The sequence below is a fragment of the Actinomadura citrea genome, assembly GCF_013409045.1.
In the GTDB taxonomy this organism is placed as follows: Bacteria; Actinomycetota; Actinomycetes; order Streptosporangiales; family Streptosporangiaceae; genus Spirillospora; species Spirillospora citrea.
The window spans coordinates 3349970-3371181 of sequence record NZ_JACCBT010000001.1 but is presented as its reverse complement, the minus strand read 5'-3'; the positions used below and the strand labels follow the sequence as shown (position 1 = coordinate 3371181).

At 73.4% G+C, this 21212-nt stretch carries 18 protein-coding genes; 8 read left to right on the top strand and 10 right to left on the bottom strand.

Annotated features, from left to right (window positions below; genetic code table 11):
* Positions 1-15: 15 nt before the first annotated feature.
* From BJ999_RS15855 to BJ999_RS15845, 3 genes are all read right to left on the bottom strand, one after another.
* Positions 16-1221, bottom strand: a complete 1206-nt coding sequence (locus tag BJ999_RS15855) for a PucR family transcriptional regulator (RefSeq protein WP_179834017.1) — start codon at positions 1219-1221, stop codon at positions 16-18.
* 12 nt (positions 1222-1233) lie between these two features.
* Positions 1234-2277, bottom strand: a complete 1044-nt coding sequence (locus BJ999_RS43540) for a polyprenyl synthetase family protein (protein WP_179834016.1) — start codon at positions 2275-2277, stop codon at positions 1234-1236.
* A 674-nt stretch (positions 2278-2951) separates the two neighbouring features.
* The gene (locus tag BJ999_RS15845) at positions 2952-5048 is read right to left on the bottom strand and encodes a catalase (protein WP_179834015.1); all 2097 of its coding nucleotides are present in this window, start codon (positions 5046-5048) and stop codon (positions 2952-2954) included.
* A gap of 280 nt (positions 5049-5328) precedes the next feature.
* On the opposite strand from BJ999_RS15845, the gene BJ999_RS15840 reads away from it, so the two are divergent.
* The 4 genes from BJ999_RS15840 to BJ999_RS15825 all read left to right on the top strand — a co-directional run bounded on the left by BJ999_RS15840 (position 5329) and on the right by BJ999_RS15825 (position 9483).
* Positions 5329-6600, top strand: coding sequence for a PucR family transcriptional regulator (locus BJ999_RS15840; protein ID WP_229809932.1), 1272 nt, complete (start codon positions 5329-5331; stop codon positions 6598-6600).
* 119 nt (positions 6601-6719) lie between these two features.
* Complete coding sequence (locus tag BJ999_RS15835) at positions 6720-7076, top strand: histone-like nucleoid-structuring protein Lsr2 (protein ID WP_089312171.1); 357 nt, start codon at positions 6720-6722, stop codon at positions 7074-7076.
* 17 nt (positions 7077-7093) lie between these two features.
* A complete protein-coding gene (locus BJ999_RS15830) occupies positions 7094-7423 on the top strand; it encodes a histone-like nucleoid-structuring protein Lsr2 (protein ID WP_179834013.1) in 330 nt (109 codons plus the stop codon).
* 182 nt (positions 7424-7605) lie between these two features.
* Positions 7606-9483 (top strand): CASTOR/POLLUX-related putative ion channel, encoded by a 1878-nt coding sequence (locus BJ999_RS15825; RefSeq protein ID WP_229809931.1) that lies wholly within the window; start codon positions 7606-7608, stop codon positions 9481-9483.
* 54 nt (positions 9484-9537) lie between these two features.
* Here BJ999_RS15825 and BJ999_RS15820 read toward each other — a convergent pair whose 3' ends face one another.
* Together BJ999_RS15820 and BJ999_RS15815 are read right to left on the bottom strand one after the other, a co-directional pair.
* Positions 9538-10542: a hypothetical protein gene (locus BJ999_RS15820; protein ID WP_179834012.1), complete on the bottom strand. Its 1005-nt coding sequence runs from the start codon at positions 10540-10542 to the stop codon at positions 9538-9540.
* A 110-nt stretch (positions 10543-10652) separates the two neighbouring features.
* Entirely contained in the window at positions 10653-11633 is a 981-nt protein-coding gene (locus BJ999_RS15815; protein WP_179834011.1) for an MBL fold metallo-hydrolase, read from the bottom strand.
* 152 nt (positions 11634-11785) lie between these two features.
* Between BJ999_RS15815 and BJ999_RS15810 the strand changes: the two genes are divergently transcribed.
* Genes BJ999_RS15810 through BJ999_RS15795 form a run of 4 tightly spaced genes read left to right on the top strand, consistent with a single transcriptional unit; the run spans position 11786 to position 14982 of the window.
* Complete coding sequence (locus BJ999_RS15810) at positions 11786-13111, top strand: hemolysin family protein (RefSeq protein ID WP_229809930.1); 1326 nt, start codon at positions 11786-11788, stop codon at positions 13109-13111.
* The gene (locus tag BJ999_RS15805) at positions 13108-14127 is read left to right on the top strand and encodes a hemolysin family protein (protein ID WP_179834009.1); all 1020 of its coding nucleotides are present in this window, start codon (positions 13108-13110) and stop codon (positions 14125-14127) included. The genes BJ999_RS15810 and BJ999_RS15805 overlap by 4 nt, the downstream gene beginning before the upstream one ends.
* 60 nt (positions 14128-14187) lie before the next feature.
* Entirely contained in the window at positions 14188-14421 is a 234-nt protein-coding gene (locus BJ999_RS15800; protein WP_179278852.1) for a helix-turn-helix domain-containing protein, read from the top strand.
* A gap of 3 nt (positions 14422-14424) precedes the next feature.
* Complete coding sequence (locus BJ999_RS15795; protein WP_179834008.1) at positions 14425-14982, top strand: Clp protease N-terminal domain-containing protein; 558 nt, start codon at positions 14425-14427, stop codon at positions 14980-14982.
* A gap of 8 nt (positions 14983-14990) precedes the next feature.
* Here BJ999_RS15795 and BJ999_RS15790 read toward each other — a convergent pair whose 3' ends face one another.
* The 5 genes from BJ999_RS15790 to gndA all read right to left on the bottom strand — a co-directional run bounded on the left by BJ999_RS15790 (position 14991) and on the right by gndA (position 21101).
* On the bottom strand, positions 14991-15488 hold the full coding sequence (locus BJ999_RS15790) for a hypothetical protein (RefSeq protein WP_179834007.1): 498 nt from the start codon (positions 15486-15488) through the stop codon (positions 14991-14993).
* 126 nt (positions 15489-15614) lie between these two features.
* Positions 15615-16418, bottom strand: a complete 804-nt coding sequence (locus BJ999_RS15785) for a carbon-nitrogen hydrolase family protein (protein WP_179834006.1) — start codon at positions 16416-16418, stop codon at positions 15615-15617.
* Between the two features lie 10 nt (positions 16419-16428).
* Complete coding sequence (locus BJ999_RS15780) at positions 16429-18933, bottom strand: DEAD/DEAH box helicase (protein ID WP_179834005.1); 2505 nt, start codon at positions 18931-18933, stop codon at positions 16429-16431.
* Positions 18934-18987: 54 nt separating this feature from the next.
* On the bottom strand, positions 18988-19584 hold the full coding sequence (locus BJ999_RS15775; RefSeq protein ID WP_179834004.1) for an HD domain-containing protein: 597 nt from the start codon (positions 19582-19584) through the stop codon (positions 18988-18990).
* 92 nt (positions 19585-19676) lie between these two features.
* Positions 19677-21101: an NADP-dependent phosphogluconate dehydrogenase gene (gene gndA / locus BJ999_RS15770; protein WP_179834003.1), complete on the bottom strand. Its 1425-nt coding sequence runs from the start codon at positions 21099-21101 to the stop codon at positions 19677-19679.
* Positions 21102-21212 lie beyond the last annotated feature (111 nt).

Sequence of the window (21212 nt, the reverse complement as noted above, 5' to 3'; positions counted from 1 at the left end):
GCACACGGGTCTCCTTCAGGCGCTCAGGGGCGGGGGGAGGGGGGCGTCCTCGGCGCGGCGGCCTTCGTGCTCCAGGCGCGTCAGCCTGGCCGAGGTGAGGGCGGCGCGGAACAGCTGGAGGCCGCGCGCGGAGCTGGGGTCGACGCCGGACAGGTCCCGGATGCGGTCCAGGCGGTAGTGCAGGGTGCGGCGGTGGATCCACAGCTCCCGCGCGGCGCGCTCGCGGTCGAGGTTGCAGGCGAGCAGGACCTCCAGCGTCCGCCGCAGGTCGGTTCCGGCGTCGAGCGGGAACAGCACGGCGGCGAGCCGGCCGCGGATCGCGGGCTGCCCGAGGATCGCCAGCTCGACGAGCAGTTCGTCGGCCCGGTAGGGGCGGTCCTCGGCGTCCGGGATCGCCTTGGCGATCGTCAGGACGCGGGAGGCCTCCTCCAGCGCGGCCGGGATGTCGGCGATGCCGCGCCGGTAGGACTCGGCGGCGTGCACCGGGCCGCGCGAGCGGGCGGCGAGGCCCGCGGTGAATTCGGCGGCCAGGTTCTCGGCGTGCAGTGGTTCGGCGGCGGGGAACAGCACGACGAGCCCCGCCGGATCACCCGAGTACAGCACGCCCTCCCAGGACTCCAGGCGCTCGCTCTCCCGCTGCCAGTCCTCTGCCGCGAGCGCGGGTGCCTCGCACCGCAGGACGAGGTAGGCGGGCGCGAGACGGACGCCGGCCGCGTCGGCGATGGCGCCGGCGGGCGCGCCGTCGATCAGGGTCTCGGCGAGGAGCCGGCGCAGCGGGCGCGACCTCGTCCCCTCGCGGGGCGCCTCCGCGTAGCCCTGGATGCAGGCCTCCCGGGCGCCGGTGGCGAGCCGGGCCGCGTGCGCGGTCAGCTCGGCCATCTCGGTGAAGCAGCCGGGCGGCGCGACCGTCCAGCAGGACCGCGCCGCGGCGGCGAGGGCCAGGTCCCACGCCTCCGACAGCACCGGCAGCGGGATCGCCTGCCGGGCCGCGAGGACGCCGAGGTCGCGGAAGCGCCCGCGGTCGTCCTCGGGGAGGGGGGACCGGCGCAGGACGAGGCCGAGAAGCCGGGCGCAGGTCTCCCGGCGCCCGCCGAACATCGGCCCCGCCGCACGCCTGATCGGCTGGTAGGCGGGATGGCCGTGCAGCGCCTCCCGGATCGCCGTGGCGACCCGCGGGCAGTGCGCGGCGAGGACTTCCGGGAGGCCGCCGGAAACGGTCATCGACGGTCCTCCCTAGGCCACGGCCAGCGGGAACCTCGGCAGATGGCCGACGGTCCCGTCGACCACCCGGTGCAGCTCCCTGACGCAGTCCGGATCGCCGCCCAGCATGTCGAGCAGGCCGTGGGCGCGGTCGATCAGCGGCGCGACCGTGGCGGCGTAGGACTCGGCGACCTCCTCGTCGAGCATCCAGGAGGCCATCTCGGCGCGCGCGGCGGCCGAGTGGCGGGCGGAGGCGTGCAGCGCGAGGGCCTCGCGGCGCCGCGCGGGGGGCAGCTCGGCCAGCAGGTGGACGAGCAGGTACGTGGCGGTGCCGGCGGCGAGGTCCTCGTGCCGCCCGGAGGCGAGGTCGCGCTGGTCATCGACGAGCCGGCGCAGCACGCCGAGCGCGCGGCCGTACGCCCGCCAGCCCGCGGCCCTGTGGTCGTCCGCTCCGGCGAGGCGCGCCGCCGAGGCCGCGGCCATCGCGTAGGGCGCGCCGGTCTTGCCCTCGTAGCCGCGCAGCACCGACTCGGGGGTCGCGTTCGGCGCCCGCTCGGCGAGGTCGCGGAGCTGCCCGTCGACGGCGTCCAGCCAGGCGCGCGAAAGCTCGTCCGCGAGCGCGGCGCGCACTGTGGCGCCGACGGGCATCCCGGCGATGAGCCGGCCGGGCAGCTGGCCGCCGACGGCCAGCGCGGTGAGCACCCTCCCGCCGGTGGCGGCCCCCGCGGGCGGCGCGCCGGCGGCGCCGGTGAGGTCGTCCAGACAGCGGGCCGACGCCCACCAGAGCAGGTGCAGCACGGCGACGGGCATGGCGGGGCCCGGCTCGCCGGTCTCCGCCCCGTGCACCAGCAGCGGCAGCGTGATCATTCCCTGCACGCCGGGACGCGGGTCCTCGGCCCGGACGAGGTCGAAGAACTCAACGAGGAACTCCGACATGGCGCCCCCGACCATCTCGCGCCCCTCCTCCACGCCCATCGCCAGGCCCTCGGCGAGCATCTCGCACAACCGCGCCATCTCCGTCTCGACCTCGGCGATCGCCCGTTCCTGGGCGGCCCTCCCGAACACTCCTTCGTCCACGTGCCAACTCCTCTGCTGCGGGGTGTCGCGGGCCGGGCCGGCGCCGCCGTCCGGCTCGATCCCGGCGCCGTCGGGGACGCCGGCTCACGGAATCGATCGCTGACGGACCCGGCCATGCGCGTTTCCTGATTTCTCTGGCCCAACGCTCGTCGGTCCGCGCCGGAAACGGCGCCGGACACCCTTCCGGGGAAGGGTGGATAAACCGACCGGACGGCCGTCATCTTGCTACAGAAATGCGGGTTGCTGAACTGCACCCCCGGGCAGTCCGGGGCGCGCCGGGCTGCCCGGTCCGGCAACCGGCGCACCGCGGACCCACCGCGCACCTGGCGCCCACTACCCCGGAAACCGCATGTCAGCGTCCGCTTGCACGAGGCGCCCCGGCGGCGGGCGGCACCGACCGCGCACGTCACCCGCCCCTCGGGAGACCGAGCGCCGCGCGTTTTCGCCTGATCATCGCCGCACTTTCTCGGGACGATCACACAAGGTATATTTTCAGATGAGAATTCAATTGCCCGGGCCGACCGCGCTCCTGTGATGTTGCCCACAATTAATTGGCAGAATGCGGCCAATGCGGCGGGGCCCGGCGCGGCGGCTCGCGTGAGCGTCCGCCGCGCCGGGCCCCGTCCCCCGATCCGTCCCGCCCGTGAGCGGGAGGCCGGCCCCCGGCCGCGGGATCAGGCCGGCACGTGCGCCTTCTTGCGGGTCCAGTGCCGGTGCGCCGCGACCGCCTCGACCACCTTGGCGGGGAAGTCTCCGCCCGCCCCGCGCCCGGTGACGACCCCGGCGTCGGTGACGGTGGCCCCGTCGGAGAACCGCACGCCGTCGATGCCGGCGCGCTCCAGCAGGCCGATGCCCTCGTCGAGCGCGCCGATCGCCTTGCAGTGCACGAACGCCTCGGCGACGAAGTGCACGGCGTCGCCGTCCTGCGCCAGCGCCCGCACGCTCTGCTCGCCGCCCGGAACGAGGACCGCGTCATAGAGGACGGACGCGACGGTCGGCATGGCGCGGGTCACCTCGATCTGGCCGCCGTTGGCCGCCTGCACGAAGCCGTCCTTCGCGGCGAGGACCTCGACCACCGCCCCGGCCTCGGTGAGCGCGTCGCCGACCGCCGCGACGGCCGCCGAGTCGGCGCCATCCGCCACCAGCACCGCGATCTTGCGGCCCTGGACGGAGTCCGCGCGCGCGTTCGCCTGGCTCAGCGCGGGCGAGGTGCGGCCGTGGTTGGCCGTCGCCGCCTCCTGCGGCGGCTCCACCCCGACGCCCTCGGCGACCAGGACGGCGAGGTCGTGGTCGACGCGGTTGAGCTGCTGGATGACGCCCTCCCGGATGTGCCGGTGGTCGCACTTGCCGAGCTCGAACCGGAAGGCGCCGACGATGTGCTCCTTCTCCCAGTCGGCCATGCTGTTCCAGAACAGGGTGGCCTGCGAGTAGTGGTCGGCGAAGCTCTCGCTGCGCTTACGGATCTTGTCGCCGTCCACCCGCTCCTGGTAGTGGGTGTAGGAGCCCTCGCCGCCGACCGCCGGGCAGCCCCCCGACAGCGAGTTCTTGTGGTAGCTCGCCCGCCCCTGGTGGATGTCCGTCTGGTGGTAGCCGTCGCGGTGGTGGTTGCGGACCGGCGCGACGGGCCGGTTCACGGGGATCTGCGGGAAGTTCGGCCCACCGAGCCGGATCAGCTGCGTGTCCAGATAGGAGAACAGCCGCGCCTGCAGCAGCGGATCGTTGGTGAAGTCGATGCCGGGCACGACGTTGCCGAGGTGGAAGGCGACCTGCTCGGTCTCGGCGAAGAAGTTGTCGGGGTTGCGGTCGAGCACCAGCGTGCCGACCGGCCGCACCGGCACCCGCTCCTCCGGAATGATCTTGGTCGGGTCGAGCAGGTCGAAGTCGAACGCGTGCTCGTCCTCCTCCGGTACGAGCTGGACGCCGAACTCGTACTCGGGAAAGGCACCGGCCTCGATCCGCTCCCACAGGTCGGCCCGGTTGAAGTCGGGATTCTTCCCCGCGATCTTCTGGGTCTCGTCCCAGGCGAGCGAGTGGGTACCGAGCTTGGGCTTCCAGTGGAACTTCACGAACGTCGCGCGCCCCTGGGCGTTCACGAGCCGGAAAGTGTGGACGCCGAAGCCCTCCATCATCGCGTAACTGCGCGGCAGCGCCCGGTCCGACATGAGCCACATCATCATGTGCATGGTCTCGGGCTGGAGTTGCACGAAGTCCCAGAGGGTGTCGTGCGCGGAGGACGCCTGCGGGATCTCGCTCGCCGGCTCGGGCTTCACCGCGTGCACGAAGTCGGGGAACTTGATGCCGTCCTGGATGAAGAAGACCGGCATGTTATTTCCGACGAGGTCGAAATTGCCCTGTCGCGTGTAGAACTTCGTGGCGAAGCCGCGAACGTCCCGGACCGTGTCGGCGGAGCCGCGGGACCCGGCGACGGTGGAGAACCGCACGAACACCGGCGTCGTCAGCGACGTGTCGGTCAGGAATTCGGCCGTCGTGTACTCGGCGAGGGACTCGTGCAGCGTGAAATGGCCGTAGGCGCCCGAACCGCGCGCGTGCACGACCCGCTCGGGAATCCGCTCGTGGTCGAAATGGGTGATCTTCTCGCGCAGATGGAAATCCTCCATCAGCGACGGCCCGCGCTCCCCCGCGGAGAGCGAGTTGTCGGTGTCATCGACCCGGATCCCCTGGTCGGTGGTGAGCTTCGCCCCTTCCGGGCTCACCCTCCGATGCTCCAGTTGCTCCTGTTTCCGGTCGTCGCGGCCGGTGGGGTCGCCCATGCTCTGGCTCCTCAGGTGATGACTCGGTGGTGGTGACTGCGCACGTGATGTGGCGGCTACCCCGAGATCTCCGCGGCATGCGTCCTTTGACCGGAACTTGGGTCCTGTTCCGCGCGGCCCGGTACCGGGCCGCGCGGACGGGCGGCCGCGGCTTGTCAGGCGGCTGACAAAGGCCGCCGAGGACGGTGGAGCCGGGTGAGTGTCGCGCGTCACGCCGCATGCCTAGGTTGAGACGACCGGGCCCTGTGCCCGCTCCAGCACGGGGATGGGAGGTGTCACCGTGGCGACGGCCTACGACGACGCGGACTCCGGGCCACCGGTCCTCGACGGCCTGGCGGACGAGCCGTGGCGGGACGTCCCGGCGGAGGAGGCGCGCTGGATGCGCCCCCGCCTGCCCGGTCTGCTCGGCGTCATGGTCGAGGGCGTGCTGCGCCACGTCCCCGAGTACGACAGGCCGGGCGACGCGGCCTACTGGCGGGTCGCCGAGGCGGCCGTCGCCAAGGCGATGGAGCACTTCGTGCAGATGATCGCGGACCCGGACACCTCGTGGAAGGAGGTGTACCAGGTCTACTTCGATGTCGGCTACGGCGAGGCCATGGAGGGCCGCAGCCTGGAGCACCTGCAGAACGCGATGCGGGTCGGGTCGCGGCTCGCCTGGCGGCACCTGGCGGTCGAGGCCGAGCGGCTGGGCCGCCCTCCCGCGCTGGTCAGCCTGCTCGCCGAGGCGAACTTCGCCTATCTGGACGCGCTGGCCTCGGCGGCGGCGCACGGCTACGCCCGCGCCCGGGAGAAGGCAGCGGGGGAACGCGAGCAGCGCCGCGGCCGGCTGCTGACCCTGCTGCTGTCGGACCCGCCGGCGCCGCCCGAGGTCGTCCGCGAGCAGTCGTCCCGGGCCGGCTGGCCGCTGCCGCGCCGGCTGGCGGTGATCGTGCTGCGAGCGCGGCCGGGCAGCGGCGGGGAGGGCCCGGCCGGGCTCCCGCCGGCCCTGCTGACCGGGCTCGACCACGGCCGCCCCTGCCTGGTCATGCCGGACCCCGACGGCCCCGGGCGTCTCGACGAGCTGGCCGCGACGCTCGTCGGCTGGACGGGCGCGGTCGGCCCGTCGGTGCCCGCGCAGGAGGCCGGGACGTCGCTGCTGTGGGCGCGGCGCGCCCTCGACCTGGCGCCGCCCGGCCCGGCCGGGCCCGCCCCCGGCGGGGCCGGGCGGCGCTCGCGGCGTGGCGGGCTGCTCGTGCGGGCCGAGGAGCACCTGCCCGGCCTGCTGCTGCGCGAGGGCGCCACGCTAGCCGCGATCGTGGCCTCCCGGCGGCTGGCCCCGCTGGACGCGGCGGGCCCGCGGCAGGGCCGGCGGCTCGCGGTGACGCTGCTGGAGTGCATGAAGCACGGCTTCAACGCCACCGGCGCGGCCGAGGTCCTCTGCGTGCATCCCCAGACCGTCCGCTACCGGCTGGCGCAACTCCACGAAATGTTCGGCTTCGACATCGAGGACCCGGAGATCCGGCTGGAGATGATGCTGCTCCTGCACACCTGGATCCAGCGCCGCGGCACCTGACGCGCGCCCTTCTTTCCGCGCTCCCCGCGCGTCCCGCGCGTCCCGCCACCATGCGCGCCCCCGGAATCCGCTACGGTCAAGGTCGCCGCGTCGGCGAGGGGAAGGAAGACACAGAACACATGGCCGAGAAGGTCATTCGGGTGGACGACATCGACGGCTCCGAAGGGGCCGATGTCGCAAAGCGGGACTTCGAAGTCCTGGACCGGACGTTCACGATCGACTTGAACGATGACAACTACAAGCGGCTGAACGAGATGCTGGACGCCCTCGCGCCCTTCATCGAGAACGCCGCCGAGGTGAAGCCGGCCGGGAAGGGCCGCAAGTCACGCACCGCGAAGATCAAGGGCTACACGAACGGCGATGTCCGTGCGTGGGCATTGCGTGAGGACATCGAAGTCTCCGAACGTGGCAAGATATCGGATGAGGTCTATGCTGCATTCATCGAGGCACATCCGGACGCCAAGCCGGACGCATAGCTAGAGGGAGTCCCCGCATGGCACAGAAGGTCGAAGTCCTTCTCGTGGACGACATCGACGGTGGAGAGGCTGACGAGACCGTCAGCTTTTCCCTCGACGGCACGTCTTATGAGATCGACCTGAGCAAGAAGAACGCCGCCAAGCTCCGCAGCGGCCTGGAGCCGTTCGTGGCCGGCGCCCGCAAGGCGCGCAAGGCCGCCGGCCGGGGCGGTCGCGGGACGCGCACCGCGGGCAGCCGCGAGCGCTCCGCCGAGATTCGCGAGTGGGCGAAGAACCGCGGCATCAAGGTCAATGAGCGGGGCCGTATCCCCGCCAATGTGATCGAGCAGTACGAAGCCGCGCACTAGCGGCCGCCGCGGCCGGCGGTGTTCCGGCGCGCGGCGAGGGGCCGGGGCGGATTTATCCACGCCCCGGCCCTCTTGCGTGCGCATCGGGCAAATCTTCCCCCCATTGCGGGAGAGAATGCCAGTAATGGTGCGAGACAACACAATAGGCTGGCGCCGGGGGCGACGGCGGAGGGGGCGGCCCGTTGACACGCGTGACGCGGCGGGACAGGGTCCGGTACTGGTTCGACCGGACGATGTCGAAGGGAACGCCCGCTCTCATCGGCTGGCTCGGGCTGGCGTCGGGGGCGCTGGTGCTCGTGGTGGCGACCGCGGCGGTCATGATCGCGCCCGCCGACAGCCGGTCCAACGGCCACTGGCCCGGCATGGTCTGGCGCAGCCTGCTGCGCACGCTCGATCCCGGGACGATGGGAGGCGACACCGGCACCGCGCCGTTCCTCGGCCTGATGCTGGTCTCGACCATCGGCGGGATCTTCATCGTCAGCTCCCTGATCGGGGTGCTCACCACCGGCCTGGAATCGAAGATCACCGAATTGCGCAAGGGCCGGTCGCGGATCGTCGAGCACGACCACACGGTGCTGCTCGGCTGGTCCGAGCAGGTCTTCACCGTGGTGGCGGAGCTGGTGGAGGCCAACCAGAGCCGGCGCAGGTCGTGCGTCGCGATCCTCGCCGACCGCGACAAGGTCGAGATGGAGGACGCCATCCGCGCCCGGGTCGGCGACCCCGGCCACACCCGGATCGTGTGCCGCACCGGCGACCCGCTGAAGGTCGCGGACGTGGAGCTGGTCAGCCCCGGCACCGCGCGGGCCATCATGGTGGTCACGCCGGAGGTCGAGGAGTCCGACGCCCGCGTCATCAAGGTTCTGCTGTCGCTCGGCGCCCGCTCCTGGGGGCGGCGCCGCCCGCACGTGGTGGCCGCCGTGCACGACTCGGCGAACCTGCCGGCCGCCCGGCTCGCGGGCGGTCCCGCCGCGCACGTCATCGACGCCGACGACGTGGCGATCCGGCTGATCGTCCAGTCGCACCGCCAGTCGGGCCTGTCGCAGGTCTGCACCGACCTGCTGGACTTCGCCGGGCACGAGTTCTACATGCGCGCCGAGCCGGCCCTGGCGGGCATGCCGTTCGGCGCCTCGCTGTCGGCCTACGACCTCGGTGTCCCGGCCGGGCTGCGGCGGGCGGACGGGACCGTGCTGCTGAACCCGCCGATGGACACCGCGATCCGCGCCGACGACGAGGTCATCGTCCTGGCGGAGGACGACCTGCTGATCCGGCTGGCCACCGGACCCGCGCCGCCCGTCCGGGAGGCGGCGATCACCACGGCGACCGCCCGGCCCCCGGTGGCCGAGCGCACGCTGATGCTCGGCTGGAACCACCGCGCACCGAAGATCATCGAGCTGCTGGACGAGTTCCTCGCCCCGGACTCGGCGCTGGTCGTGGCCGCGCCGCGCGAGGACCCGACCGGGGCGCTGCCCCCGGCGACCAACCTCAAGATCGGCTTCGTCCGGGCGGAGCCGACCGAGCGTCCGGCGCTGGAGTCCCTCGACCTCGGCTCCTTCCAGCGCGTCATCGTGCTGTCGGACGCCCGGCAGGACCGGGAGCACGCCGACGCCCGCACCCTCGTCACGCTGCTGCACCTGCGCGACATCGAGGACGGGCTCGGCGACCCCTTCGCCATCGTCAGCGAGATCAACGACGACGCCAACCGGGAGATCGCCCAGGTCACCAAGGCCGACGACTTCGTGGTCAGCGAGAAGCTGATCAGTCTGATGCTGACCCAGCTGAGCGAGAACCGGCACCTGTACGAGGTGTTCGCCGACCTGCTCGACCCGGCCGGCTCGGAGATCTACCTCAAGCCGGCCTGCGACTACCTGGCGCCGGGCGCCGAGGCCGACTTCGCGACGCTCATCGAGTCGGCGCGGCGGCGCGGCGAGGTCGCGCTCGGCTACCGCCTGACGGAGCGGTTCCACGAGCCGCCCGGCTACGGGGTGGTGCTGAACCCGGCCAAGACGGCGCCGCTGACGCTGTCGGCCGACGACCGCGTCATCGTGCTCGCCGAGAACTGAGCGGGGCCCGCGGGTGCCGAGAGGGCCGCGGGCGGCGTTCCGGGGGCCGGGGGGTCATCGGCGCGGCGGGCCCAACTCGTGCCCGGCCCGCACGGCACCGGCGACGCGCTCGCGCAGTGCCAGCTCGGCCCGGCGGGCGTCCTCGGCCATTCCGCGGATCTCCTCGCCCGCCATCGCGTCCCCGACGGTGCTCGCCAGCAGGTCCCGGTAGCGGGCGTTCTGCTCGGGCAGCGCCTGCAGGACGCCGGACTCGTGGTAGGCGTCGTCGGCCTCGCCCGCCCGGCGCGCGTAGGCCTCCAGCGCCTCGATCCGCCCGGTGACCGACCGGACCGACAGGTCCAGAGCGCGGTCCTGCGGCTCCAGCCGGGCCCGGACGCGCGCCGAGAGGCGTTCCGGCTGCTGGGCGCGGCGCTCCCGGCGCAGCCGCGTGTGCTCGGCGAGGGCGCCCGCGATCGCCCACTCCTGCCGCGGCAGGACGACCGTGTTGTTGATGTCGTCGAGCAGCCCGGCGCCGTGCGCCTGCGACCCGAGCACGGCGTCCACGGCGCGCTGGGCGCGGACGAGGAGCCCGGAGGCGGGCTGGTCGAAGTCGGCCGGAAGGAGGTAGCTGCCGTGGTGCTCGCGCGCGGCGCGGGCGGCCGCGGGCTCCCGGACGTACCGCAGCGCCCCGGCGACCCAGCCGGCGAAGCTCGCGGCCGCGAGGGCGACGGCGGCCTCCACCTGGCCGAGCAGCAGCAGGAGGACCTGAAGGGCCGGGGTGAGCATCATCGCGAGCACGGGCAGCCTCCCCCAGCGCACCGCGCCCCCCACCAGCTCGTCGTCGTCCAGCGAGGCCACGAAGCACACGCGCAGCCACCCTCCGGGCAGGACGCCGTAGAACATCGCGAACGCCGGGATCCACACCAGCCGCGCCGCGACCGTGGCGCCGCGCAGCCGCGGGGGCGCCGGAGCGGGCAGGCAGGCCGGGACGAGCCGCTCGGGCGCGGCGGCCAGCAGGGCGCGCTCCTCGCCGCCGATGCCGGGATCGAACACCGGGCGGGGACGGTATCGCTCGGTCATCGCCACTCCCCTCCGCGTCGGGAACCCTGGCCGGGCGGTTCCGAGCCTTCCACGCGGGACCCGGCTCTCTCCGGGTTGTCACGAGATCCGGACATTCCTGCCGCCGCTGGTCATCCCTCCTCCGGTACCGGCTGGTCCTGCAGCTCCGCCCAGACCTCCCGGTCGCGCTCGGCCGTCCAGATCCGGGGGCGGTCGACGCCGTCCAGCTCGTCCCAGAGGCGGGAGACGTCGAAGGGCAGGCAGTGCTCGAAGATCGGCCAGCCGCCGTAGGCGGGGGCCAGCGCCGCGTGCACGGCGGCGAACGCGTCCCTCGGCGCGCCGCCCTCCCGCCGGACCCGTTCGACCTCGTCGATCATCGTGGTGAGGAACTCGCGGGTCTGCCCGACGGCGGCCTGGGCGGCGTCGCGGCCGTGCGCGACGGCTCCGCGCCCGCCGATGAGGGTCTCGGCCCCGAAGGAGTGGACGTGGTCGAGCGTGCCGGAGGCCCACTCGCGGTGGAACGCGTCGCCGGTGTAGAGCGCGGCCTGGGTCTCCACGAGGTCGCCGGCGAACAGGATCCGGTGCCGGGGCAGCCACGCCACGATGTCGCCCTCGGTGTGGCCGCGCCCGCAGTAGGCCAGGTCGAGGTCGCCGCGGTCGCCGCCGAGGTCGATGGTGAGGGTGCCGGAGAACGTCGCGGTCGGCCAGGTGAGCCCCGGGATGCCGTCCGGGTCCTTGAACAGCCGGGGCATCCGGCCGTACTCCGACTCCCAGTCCTGCTCGCCGCGCTCGGCGATCAGCGCGCGCGTCAGGTCGTGCGCGACGACCACCGGGGCGCCGAACGCGCTCGCGCCCAGCGTCCGGACGGCGTGGTAGTGCGACAGGACCAGGTAGCGGATGGGCTTGTCGGTGTGCTCGCGCAGGACGGCGAGCCAGTCGCGCGCGGCGGCGGGCGTGGCGAGGGCCTCGAAGCAGACGAGGAAGTCCTCGCCCTCGACGGCCCCGACGTTCGGGTCGCCCTCGGCGGTGAGCGCGTACACCCCGTCGGCGAGGATTTCCAGCGTCTGCGTCTTGTCGCCCAGGTCCGCGGACGACGCGAACGGTCTCGGCATGGGCGCCCCCTCGCGGTCGTGGCCCCGGCCTCTTCGCCTGCATGTGCTTCATTCCACGCAGAGCGGTCGATAACCGTCTGCCCCCTCGGGAGGACGGCCCGGGCGGGGGTAGGAGGGATCTCGAAGGTGCCGCGTGTGAGGAGGATGCCCGGGTGAACGCCGCGCTCGGACTGCTGGCCGTCCTCGTGCTGACCGCCGCGACCGGCTACTTCGTGGCGCAGGAGTTCGCCTTCGTCACCGCGGACCGCCCGGCGCTGGACCAGCGGGCGGCGGAGGGCGACCGGGCCGCCGGACGCGCGGTGCGGGTGATGGGCCGGCTGTCGTTCATGCTGTCGGGCGCGCAGCTCGGCATCACGGTCACCGCGCTGGTCGTCGGCTTCATCGCCAAGCCGGCGCTGGCCGACCTGATCGCGCCGGCGCTGCGCGCGGGCGGGGTCCCGGACGCCGCGTCCGGCGGGGTGGCGGTCGCGCTCGGGTTCGTCCTGGCCACCGTGATCCAGATGCTGCTGGGCGAGCTGTTCCCCAAGAACCTGGCGCTGGCGAGGGCGGAGACGCTGGCCCGCGCGCTGTCCGGCTCCACCCTGGTCTACCTGACCGCGGCCGGCCCGCTGATCCGGCTGTTCGACGCGTCCGCGAACCGGCTCGTCCGCGCGGTCGGCATCGAGCCGGTGGAGGAGCTGCGGCACGGCGCGACGCTGGAGGAGCTCGGCCACATGATCGGCGAGTCCGGGGAGCAGTTCCAGGCGGGCCACGCCGACCTGCTGGAGCGGGCTCTCGTGTTCTCCGAGCGGGACGCCGAGGAGGTCATGGTGCCCCGCGTCGACGTGGTGACCGTCCCGGCCACGGCGCGCGCCGCCGAGCTGAGCGACGTGATCGCGGCGAGCGGGCACACCCGCTACCCCGTCCTCGGCGAGGGCGTCGACGACGTGGTCGGGGTCGTCGGGCTGGAGGAGCTGGTCGCTCTCGACCCGGACGCCGCCGCGCGCACCGAGGTCCGCGCGCTCGCCCGGCCGCCGCTGCTGCTGCCGTCGTCGCTGCCGCTGCCGGAGGTGGTGCTGCGGCTGCGGGGCGCCGGCGGGCCCCTCGCCTGCGTGGTGGACGAGTACGGCGGCTTCGCCGGCATCCTCACCTGGGAGGACGTCGCCGAGGAGCTGGTCGGGGAGATCGCCGACGAGAACGAGCCGGGCGAGGACCTCGCGATCCGCAGCGGCGAGTGGTGGACGACGGACGCGGGGCTGCGGATGGACGAGGTCGCCCACGAGACCGGCATCGCGCTGCCGGACGGCGACTACGAGACCGTCGCGGGGCTGCTGATGAAGCGGCTCGGCCGGGTCGCGCGGCCGGGCGACGTCGTCCGGGTGGGGCTGGCGCCGGCCCGGCTGGGCGAGCCGGCCCGCACGGCCGTGGTGGAGGTTCTGACCATCCACCGGCACGTGCCCGAGCTGATCCGCATCCGCACCGTGGAGGAGGGCCGGTGAACCTCGGGCTGGGCGCTCCGGTCACGCTGGCGCTGCTGGCGGGCAACGGGTTCTTCGTCGCCACCGAGTTCGCGCTGGTGGCGGCGCGGCGGCCCCGGCTGGAGCGGGCCGCGGCGCGCGGTCGCCGGGGGGCGGGCGCGGCCGTCGCGGGGATCGACGAGCTGTCGCTGACCCTCGCGGGGGCGCAGCTCGGCATCACGATGTGCTCGCTCGGCCTCGGACTGGTGTCCGAGCCGGTGTTCGCGGGGGCCCTCACGCCGCTGTTCCACGCCGCCGGGCTGCCGGAGGGCGCGGCGCACGCCGTCGCGTTCGTGCTGGCCCTGGCGCTCGTGACGTTCCTGCACATGGTCGTCGGCGAGATGGCGCCGAAGTCGTGGGCGATCGCCGACCCGGAGCGCTCGGCGAGCGTGCTGGGCCCGCCCTTCCGCGCGTTCGCCACCGTCGTGCGCCCGCTGCTCGCGGCGCTGAACGGCGCGACGAACCTGCTGCTGCGGCTGGTGGGCGTCCGCCCGGCCGACTCCCGGGAGGTGTCGCGCACCCCCGAGCAACTGCGCAACATCGCCCAGGAGTCGCGACGGCTGGGCCTGATCGGGCAGACCGAGCTGGCGCTGCTCACCACCGCGCTGGACGCGCCGCGCGCCCCGCTGGCCGGCCTCGTCGTGCCGGTCTCCGACATCGTGTCGGTCCCGCCGTCCGCGACGCCCCAGGAGGTCATCGACACCGCCGCCCGCACCGGCCACATCCGGCTCATGGTGCGGGGCTCCGGGCGGCCGGCGCAGGCCCGCATGGTGCACGTCCGGGACGCCTTCGTGGCCCGTGCGCGAGGCCGCGCCGCCCAGGCCGGGGACCTGGCGCACCCCGTCCCCGCGATACCGGTCGGCACGCCCGTCGGCGAGGCGGTCGCCACGCTGAAGGCGGGCCACAGCCACCTCGGTCTCGCCGTCGCGCCGGACGGTACCGTCGCCGGCCTGGTCAGCCTGGACGACCTGCTCACCACGCTGCTGGCCGTGCGCTGACCCCCGCAATGATGTCAACGTTGGTTGACACGGCACGGATGTCAACCTACATTGACAGCCATGAGCGATGGAGTGACGCTCGCCCAGGAGGCGAGCAGCCGGGATCCCGCGGTGGGCCTGCGGGCCGTGCGCGCACTGCGCGAGCTGGCCGAGAGGCTGGAGGCGCTGCAGGTCGCCAGCGCCCGCGACCAGGGCTGGTCCTGGCAGGAGATCGCGGTCTGCCTCGGCGTGAGCCGGCAGGCCGTCCACAAGAAGCACGGCTCCGGCCGCCGCCTACTCAAGAAGGAGCAGTAGAGGATGTTCGAGCGTTTCACCGCGGACGCGCGGCAGACGGTCACCGGGGCCCAGGCCGAGGCGCGGGCGCTGCGCGCCCGCCACATCGGCACCGAGCACGTCCTGCTCGCCCTGGCGGGCGCCGAGAACGCCATGGGACGTGCGCTGCGCGAGCACGGCATCGGCCCGGACGACCTGCGGACCCGCATCGTCCGCGTCGACCGCGCGGGCGGCGACGTCCTCGACTCCGCCGCCCTGCGCAGCATCGGGATCGACCTGGACGCCGTCCGGGAGGCCACCGAGCAGAGCTTCGGCGAGGGCGCCCTCGACGTGCCGGCCGGAAAGCTCGACCGGTTCCGGCGCGGCCACATCCCCTTCACACCCCAGGCCAAGAAGGCGCTGGAGCTGAGCCTCCGGCACGCGATCCGGCTCGGCCAGAAGGAGATCCGCAGCGGTCACCTCCTGCTCGGCGTCCTGCACGACGGCGACTTCCTGTCGGTGCGGCTGGTCACCGAGGCGGGCGTCGACGTCGAGCAGCTGCGCACCGAGGTGCTCCGGCTGCTGACCTCCAAGGCGGCCTGACCGCCTGGTCAGCCGAAGGCGCCGGTGAGGGCGCCGACGCAGGCGGCGCCGCGGGCGGGATTGTAGGGGAAGCGCCGTTTGCACTCGCCCGAGACCCACCGCGGGGGCGCGTGGCGGGCCCGCGGCGGCTTGCGCTTCGCGGGCCTGTGGTGCCGCCGAACGGTGTGGTGGTGCCGGCGCGGCGAGGCGGCGGCGTGCTCGCCGCGACGAGCCCGCTTCTTATGCCCGGCGTGCCGGCGGGACGGGTTCGCGCGCGGCTCGGCCACGTCCCGTCCCGGCGGCGGCGACGAGGCGGGCGAGGGCCGGGCGGACGGCACCGGCGTGGTGACGCCGTCCGCCGGACGGGCCGGCGCGAGCCGCGTCGTCCCGTAGGCGATGACGAGGATCAGCCCCGCGACGAGGGCCAGCGCCGCGATGACCACCGACAGGCGGCTCGGACGGCGGACGGGCGGCCGGGGCTCGCCGCGGGTGAACCCGGCGGGCGGAAGGCTGGAGGAAAGGCGCACCCCATGATGGTCACGCTGCGCAGCCGTCCGTACACGGAGACGCGCCGCAACCGTTGCCACCTCGATACATTGGCCGGACCTTCCGGAACGGCCCCGCGATCACGCCGGACCTCGGGGGCGAGACCCCTAGCCGCCGGTCGGGGTGACGGTGAAGCGGCGCAGGTCGAGCGCCGGGTTCTTCGCGCGGACGGCCTTGACGCGCTCGGGCGAGACGTCCCCGGACACGACCCCGGTCCCCTCCCCCAGCGCGGCCACGACGACGCCCATCGGGTCGACGACCATGCTGTTGCCGGCGCCGGTCGGGGCGCACTGGTCGGCGGCCGCCACGTAGATCGTGTTCTCGATCGCGCGGGCCCGCACCAGCGTCCGCCAGTGGTCCTCCTTGAGCGGCCCCGGCACCCATTCGGCGGGCAGCGCCAGGACGTCGGCGCCGGCGTCCACGATCCGCCGCGTCACCTCGGGGAACCGGACGTCGTAGCAGGTCTGCATGCCGAACGTGACGCCGTCGACGGCGAAGGTCCGCGGCTCGCCGATCTCGCCGGGCCGCACCAGCGCCGACTCCTCGTACCCGAACGCGTCGTACAGGTGGATCTTGCGGTACTCGGCGACGACGTCCCCGCCGGGGGCGACGGCGACGAGGGTGTTGGAGATGCGGTCCGGGTCGTCCAGCCGCTCGTTCACGCCCGCGACGACGTGGACTCCGTGGCGCCGGGCCAGGTCGCCGAGGCCCCCCACGAACGGGCCGTCCAGGGGCTCGGCCGAGTCGACGAACCGCCGGTCCATCCTCGGCGCGGTGAACATGGCGAACTCCGGCAGGACCACGACCCGCGCGCCCTGCCCGGCCGCCTCGGCCGCCAGGCCGCCGATCGCCGCCAGGTTCTCGTCCTTGTCGGTTCCGGGCGCGAACTGCGCCACCGCGACCCGCACCATACGCCGCCTCCTACATCCGGTCGACGCCGGTCACCCGGACGACGGCCTCGCCCTCCTGGTCGGACCCCGCGAGGTCGACCTCGGCGCTGACGCCCCAGTCGTGATGCCCCTCGGGGTCGTCGAACACCTGCCGGACGCGCCACAGCGCGTCCTCGGGGACCTCCTCGATCTGCAGCAGCTTCGGCCCCCGCGCGTCGGCCCCGGTGAGCAGCTCGTCGTGCTCCTCGAAGTAGCGGTCCATCGCCTCCGCCCACGCGTCGGCGCCGAAGTCGGGGTCCAGCCCGCCCAGCTCGCCGTAGCGCTCCAGCGCCGCCAGCTCCACCCGGCGGAACATCGCGTTGCGCACCAGCACCCGGAACGCCCGCGCGTTCGCGGTGACCCTGGTGACGCGCTCCTCGATCGGCTCGTCCAGGTCCTCGGCGGGGTTGGCGAGCCGCTCCCACTCGTCGAGCAGGCTGGAGTCGACCTGCCGGACCAGCTCGCCCAGCCACTCGATCAGGTCGATCAGGTCGTCCGTCTTGATCGACTCCGGGACGGTCTGCTGCAGCGCCTTGTAGGCCCCCGACAGGTACCGCAGGACCAGCCCCTCGCCCCGCGCCAGCTCGTAGTAACCGATGTACTCGGTGAACGTCATCGCCCGCTCGTACATGTCGCGCACGACCGACTTCGGGCGCAGCGGGTGGTCGCCGACCCAGGGGTGCCCGGCCCGGTACACCTCGTAGGCGGCGCCGAGAACGTCCTCCAGCGGCTTCGGGTGGTCGACGTCCTGGAGCAGCTCCATCCGCTCCTCGTACTCGATGCCCTCGGCCTTCATCTCCTGGACGGCCTCGCCCCGCGCCCGGTTGACCTGCGCGGCCAGGATCTGCCGCGGGTCCTCCAGCGTCGCCTCGATCACCGACAGCACGTCCAGCGCGTACGACGGCGACGCGGGGTCGAGGATCTCGAAGGTCGCGAGCGCGAACGTCGACAGCGCCTGGTTGAGCGCGAAGTCCTCCTGGAGGTCGACGGTGATGCGCGCGTACCGGCCGGCGTCGTCCGGCTCCGGCAGCGCCTCGACGACCCCGCCCGCGAGCAGCGACCGGTAGATCGCGATGGCGCGGGAGATGTGCCGGCGCCGCGCCGCGGGCTCCTCGTGGTTGTCGGTCAGCAGCCGCTTCATCGCCTGGAACGCGTTGCCCGGCCGCGCGATCACCGACAGCAACATCGCGTGGCTGACCTGGAAGCGGGACCGGAGCATCTCCGGCTCGGCCTCCTGCAGCTTGGCGAAGACGTCCTCGTCCCAGCCGACGAAACCCTCCGGCGGCTTCTTGCGCTGGACCTTCCGCCGCTTCTTCGGGTCGTCGCCGGCCTTGGCCAGCGCCTTCTCGTTCTCCACCACGTGCTCGGGCGCCTGCGCGACGACGAAACCGACCGTGTCGAAGCCCGCCCGTCCCGCGCGGCCGGCGATCTGGTGGAACTCCCGCGCCCTGAGCCGCCGCACCCGGTGCCCGTCGTACTTGCTGAGCGCGGTGAACACGACGGTCCTGATGGGGACGTTCACCCCCACCCCCAGGGTGTCGGTCCCGCAGATGACCTTCAGCAGCCCGGCCTGCGCGAGCCGCTCCACCAGCCGCCGGTACTTCGGCAGCATCCCGGCGTGGTGGACCCCGATGCCGTGCCGGACGAACCGCGACAGGTTGCGCCCGAACTTCGTGGTGAACCGGAAGTTGCCGATCAGCTCGGCGATCCGCGCCTTCTCCTCCTTGGTGCACACGTTGATGCTCATCAGCGCCTGCGCCCGCTCGATCGCCGCCGCCTGCGTGAAGTGCACCAGGTACACCGGCGCCTTCTGCTCGGCCAGCAGCTCCTCGATGGTCTCGTGCAGCGGCGTCACCCGGTAGTCGTAGATGAGCGGCACGGGCCGCTCCGCGGACGTCACCAGGGCCGTCGGCCGTCCCGTCCGCCGCGTCAGGTCCTTCTGGAAGAACGTGACGTCCCCGAGGGTGGCCGACATGAGCAGGAACTGGGTCTGCGGCAGTTCCAGCAGCGGTATCTGCCACGCCCAGCCCCGCTCGGGCTCGGCGTAGAAGTGGAACTCGTCCATCACGACCACGCCGATGTCGGCGTCCGCGCCGTCCCTGAGCGCGATGTTCGCCAGCACCTCAGCCGTGCAGCAGATGATCGGCGCGTCCGCGTTCACGCTGGCGTCGCCGGTCATCATCCCGACGTTGTCGCGCCCGAACATCTCGCACAGGTCGAAGAACTTCTCCGACACCAGCGCCTTGATCGGCGCCGTGTAGAACCCGACCTGGTCCTTGCCGAGCCCCGCGAACAGCGCCCCCGCCGCCACCAGGCTCTTGCCCGACCCGGTCGGCGTGGACAGGATCACGTTCGCGCCGGAGACCACCTCGATGAGCGCCTCCTCCTGGGCGGGGTACAGCGTGATCCCGCGCCCCGACACCCACCGTTCGAACGCCTCGAACAGCGAGTCGGCGTCGGTGTCGTTTCCGGAGGGAAGCTCATCGATAAGGCTCACCCCTCCATCCTGCCCCCGATCACCCACTGCCCGCGCCGGATGCCGCCCCGCGTCCTAGACCAGCCCCTGGCCGTACTTCTCCAGGAGGGGCCCGAGGTCGGGTTCCCCGAAGGACTCCCGCATCGCCTCGAACACGCGAACCTTCTCCTCCCCGTACCGCCGGACGTGGCCGGCGTAGGTGGCGGCGGACACGAAGGTCGGCGGATCGGTCTTGCTGTGGAACTTGTCGGCGTACATGACGAGCCGCTCCTCGCCGCTCTCGGCCACGTAGTCGCCGGCGGGCACGGGAAGCCGCTGCCGCACGATGTCGTCCCGGGTCAGCCCCACCCCGGTGTGGCACGAGCAGAACCGGCAGATCTCCTCGGGGAACCCCTCGTCCCGGAGGATCGCGTGACCGAGCACCCCGTGCCGGACGTAGCCGCTGCCATCGATCGTCCCGGACGGGCCGTACAACCGGTAGACGCCGAGGTCGTGCAGCAGGCACCCGGCCCGCACGAGATCCGCGTCGACCGCGAGCCCCGCACCGTCCATGATCCGCTCGGCGATCTCGCTCACGATGACGCAGTGCGTCCAGACGGCCTCGAACGCCGCGTCCCCGGGCGCATACCTCTCGTGCAAGGCCCGGATCTCGTCGTCCCCCGGTATCTCCACCCCACGACCCTAATCCCGGACCCCCGCACCGGCGGCATGAGACCGGGGAGGCGACCTCGGTCGCCTCCCCGGTCGGCCCGGAGGGCCGGCGGTCAGGCGCTCACCTCGGTCCGGTCGCCGCCCCAGAGGGTGTGGAAGGCGCCGTCGCGGTCGGTGCGGCGGTAGGTGTGGGCGCCGAAGAAATCGCGCTGGCCCTGCGTGAGCGCGGCGGGCAGGCGGTCGGCCCGCAGGGAGTCGTAGTAGGCCAGGGCGGTGGAGAAACCGGGCGCGGGGACGCCGAGGCGCGCGGCGGTGGCGACCACCTCGCGCCAGGCGTCCTGGGCGTCGCCCACGGCTTCGGCGAAGTGGTCGTCGGTCAGCAGCGTCGGCGTGTGCGGGTCGGCCTCGTAGGCGGCCCGGATGCGGTCCAGGAAGCGGGCCCGGATGATGCAGCCGCCGCGCCAGATGGTGGCCATCGCCCCGAGGTCGATGTTCCAGCCGTACTCGGCGCTGCCCGCCTGGATCTCGTGGAACCCCTGCGCGTACGCCACGATCTTGGAGGCGTACAGGGCCTTCTCCACGGCGTCGGCGAAGCCGGAGTCCGCGACGGCGCCGCGGGACGGCCCGGGCAGGCTCCGCGCGGCCTCGCGCAGGGCGGCGTGGCCGGAGACGGACCGGGCGAAGACGGCCTCGGCGATGCCGCCGACGGGGACGCCGAGGTCGAGGGCGGTCTGCACGGTCCAGCGGCCGGTGCCCTTCTGCTCGGCCTGGTCCAGGACGACGTCCACGAACGGCCTGCCGGTCGCGACGTCGGTGTGCGCCAGGACCTCGGCGGTGATCTCGATCAGGTAGGACTCCAGGCGGCCGGTGTTCCAGGTGCGGAAGACCTCGGCGATCTCGTCCGGCGCGAGCCCGGCGGCGTGCCGCAGCAGGTCGTAGGACTCGGCGATCAGCTGCATGTCGGCGTACTCGATGCCGTTGTGCACCATCTTCACGAAGTGCCCGGCGCCGTCGGGGCCGACGTGCACGCAGCAGGGCGTCCCGTCGACCTTGGCGGAGATGTCCTCCAGCAGCGGGCCGAGCGCCTCGTAGGACTCGGCTGAGCCGCCCGGCATGATGCTCGGGCCGTGCAGCGCGCCCTCCTCGCCGCCGGAGATGCCGGTGCCGACGAAGTGGATCCCGCGGTCGCGCAGCGCGGCCTCGCGGCGGCGGGTGTCGGCGAAGTTGGCGTTGCCGCCGTCGACGATCATGTCGCCGGGCTCCAGCAGCGGCGCGAACTCGTCGATGACCGCGTCGGTCGGGCCGCCCGCCTTCACCATGACGACCAGCCGCCGGGGCCGCTCCAGCGACTCCACGAACCGCTCCGGCGTTTCCGCGGGCAGGAACGTTCCCTCACCGCCGAACTTCTCCACCAGCGCCTTGGTCCTGGCGGATGTGCGGTTGTGCACGGCCACGGGATGCCCGTGCCGGGCCAGGTTGCGGGCCAGGTTCCGTCCCATCACCGCCAGTCCGGTGACACCGATTCGCGCCTTCTGCATTGGCTCACTCCTCCTCGTGTGCGACCCTGACCAAGGGGTTGTACGCGGCTCATGATCCCCCCGTTCGAGCGCCCGGGCCCGCATGCCCGCGCTCGGCGCGGGAACGGGTCG

Coding starts and splice junctions, on each gene's coding strand:
- BJ999_RS15785 (WP_179834006.1), bottom strand. CDS start 16,418: ATGGTGCGGGTCGCGGTGGCGCAGTTCGCGCCCGGAACCGACAAGGAC.
- BJ999_RS15795 (WP_179834008.1), top strand. CDS start 14,425: ATGTTCGAGCGTTTCACCGCGGACGCGCGGCAGACGGTCACCGGGGCC.
- BJ999_RS15815 (WP_179834011.1), bottom strand. CDS start 11,633: ATGCCGAGACCGTTCGCGTCGTCCGCGGACCTGGGCGACAAGACGCAG.
- BJ999_RS15845 (WP_179834015.1), bottom strand. CDS start 5,048: ATGGGCGACCCCACCGGCCGCGACGACCGGAAACAGGAGCAACTGGAG.
- gndA (WP_179834003.1), bottom strand. CDS start 21,101: ATGCAGAAGGCGCGAATCGGTGTCACCGGACTGGCGGTGATGGGACGG.
- BJ999_RS15855 (WP_179834017.1), bottom strand. CDS start 1,221: ATGACCGTTTCCGGCGGCCTCCCGGAAGTCCTCGCCGCGCACTGCCCG.
- BJ999_RS15800 (WP_179278852.1), top strand. CDS start 14,188: ATGAGCGATGGAGTGACGCTCGCCCAGGAGGCGAGCAGCCGGGATCCC.
- BJ999_RS15835 (WP_089312171.1), top strand. CDS start 6,720: ATGGCCGAGAAGGTCATTCGGGTGGACGACATCGACGGCTCCGAAGGG.
- BJ999_RS15820 (WP_179834012.1), bottom strand. CDS start 10,542: ATGACCGAGCGATACCGTCCCCGCCCGGTGTTCGATCCCGGCATCGGC.
- BJ999_RS15830 (WP_179834013.1), top strand. CDS start 7,094: ATGGCACAGAAGGTCGAAGTCCTTCTCGTGGACGACATCGACGGTGGA.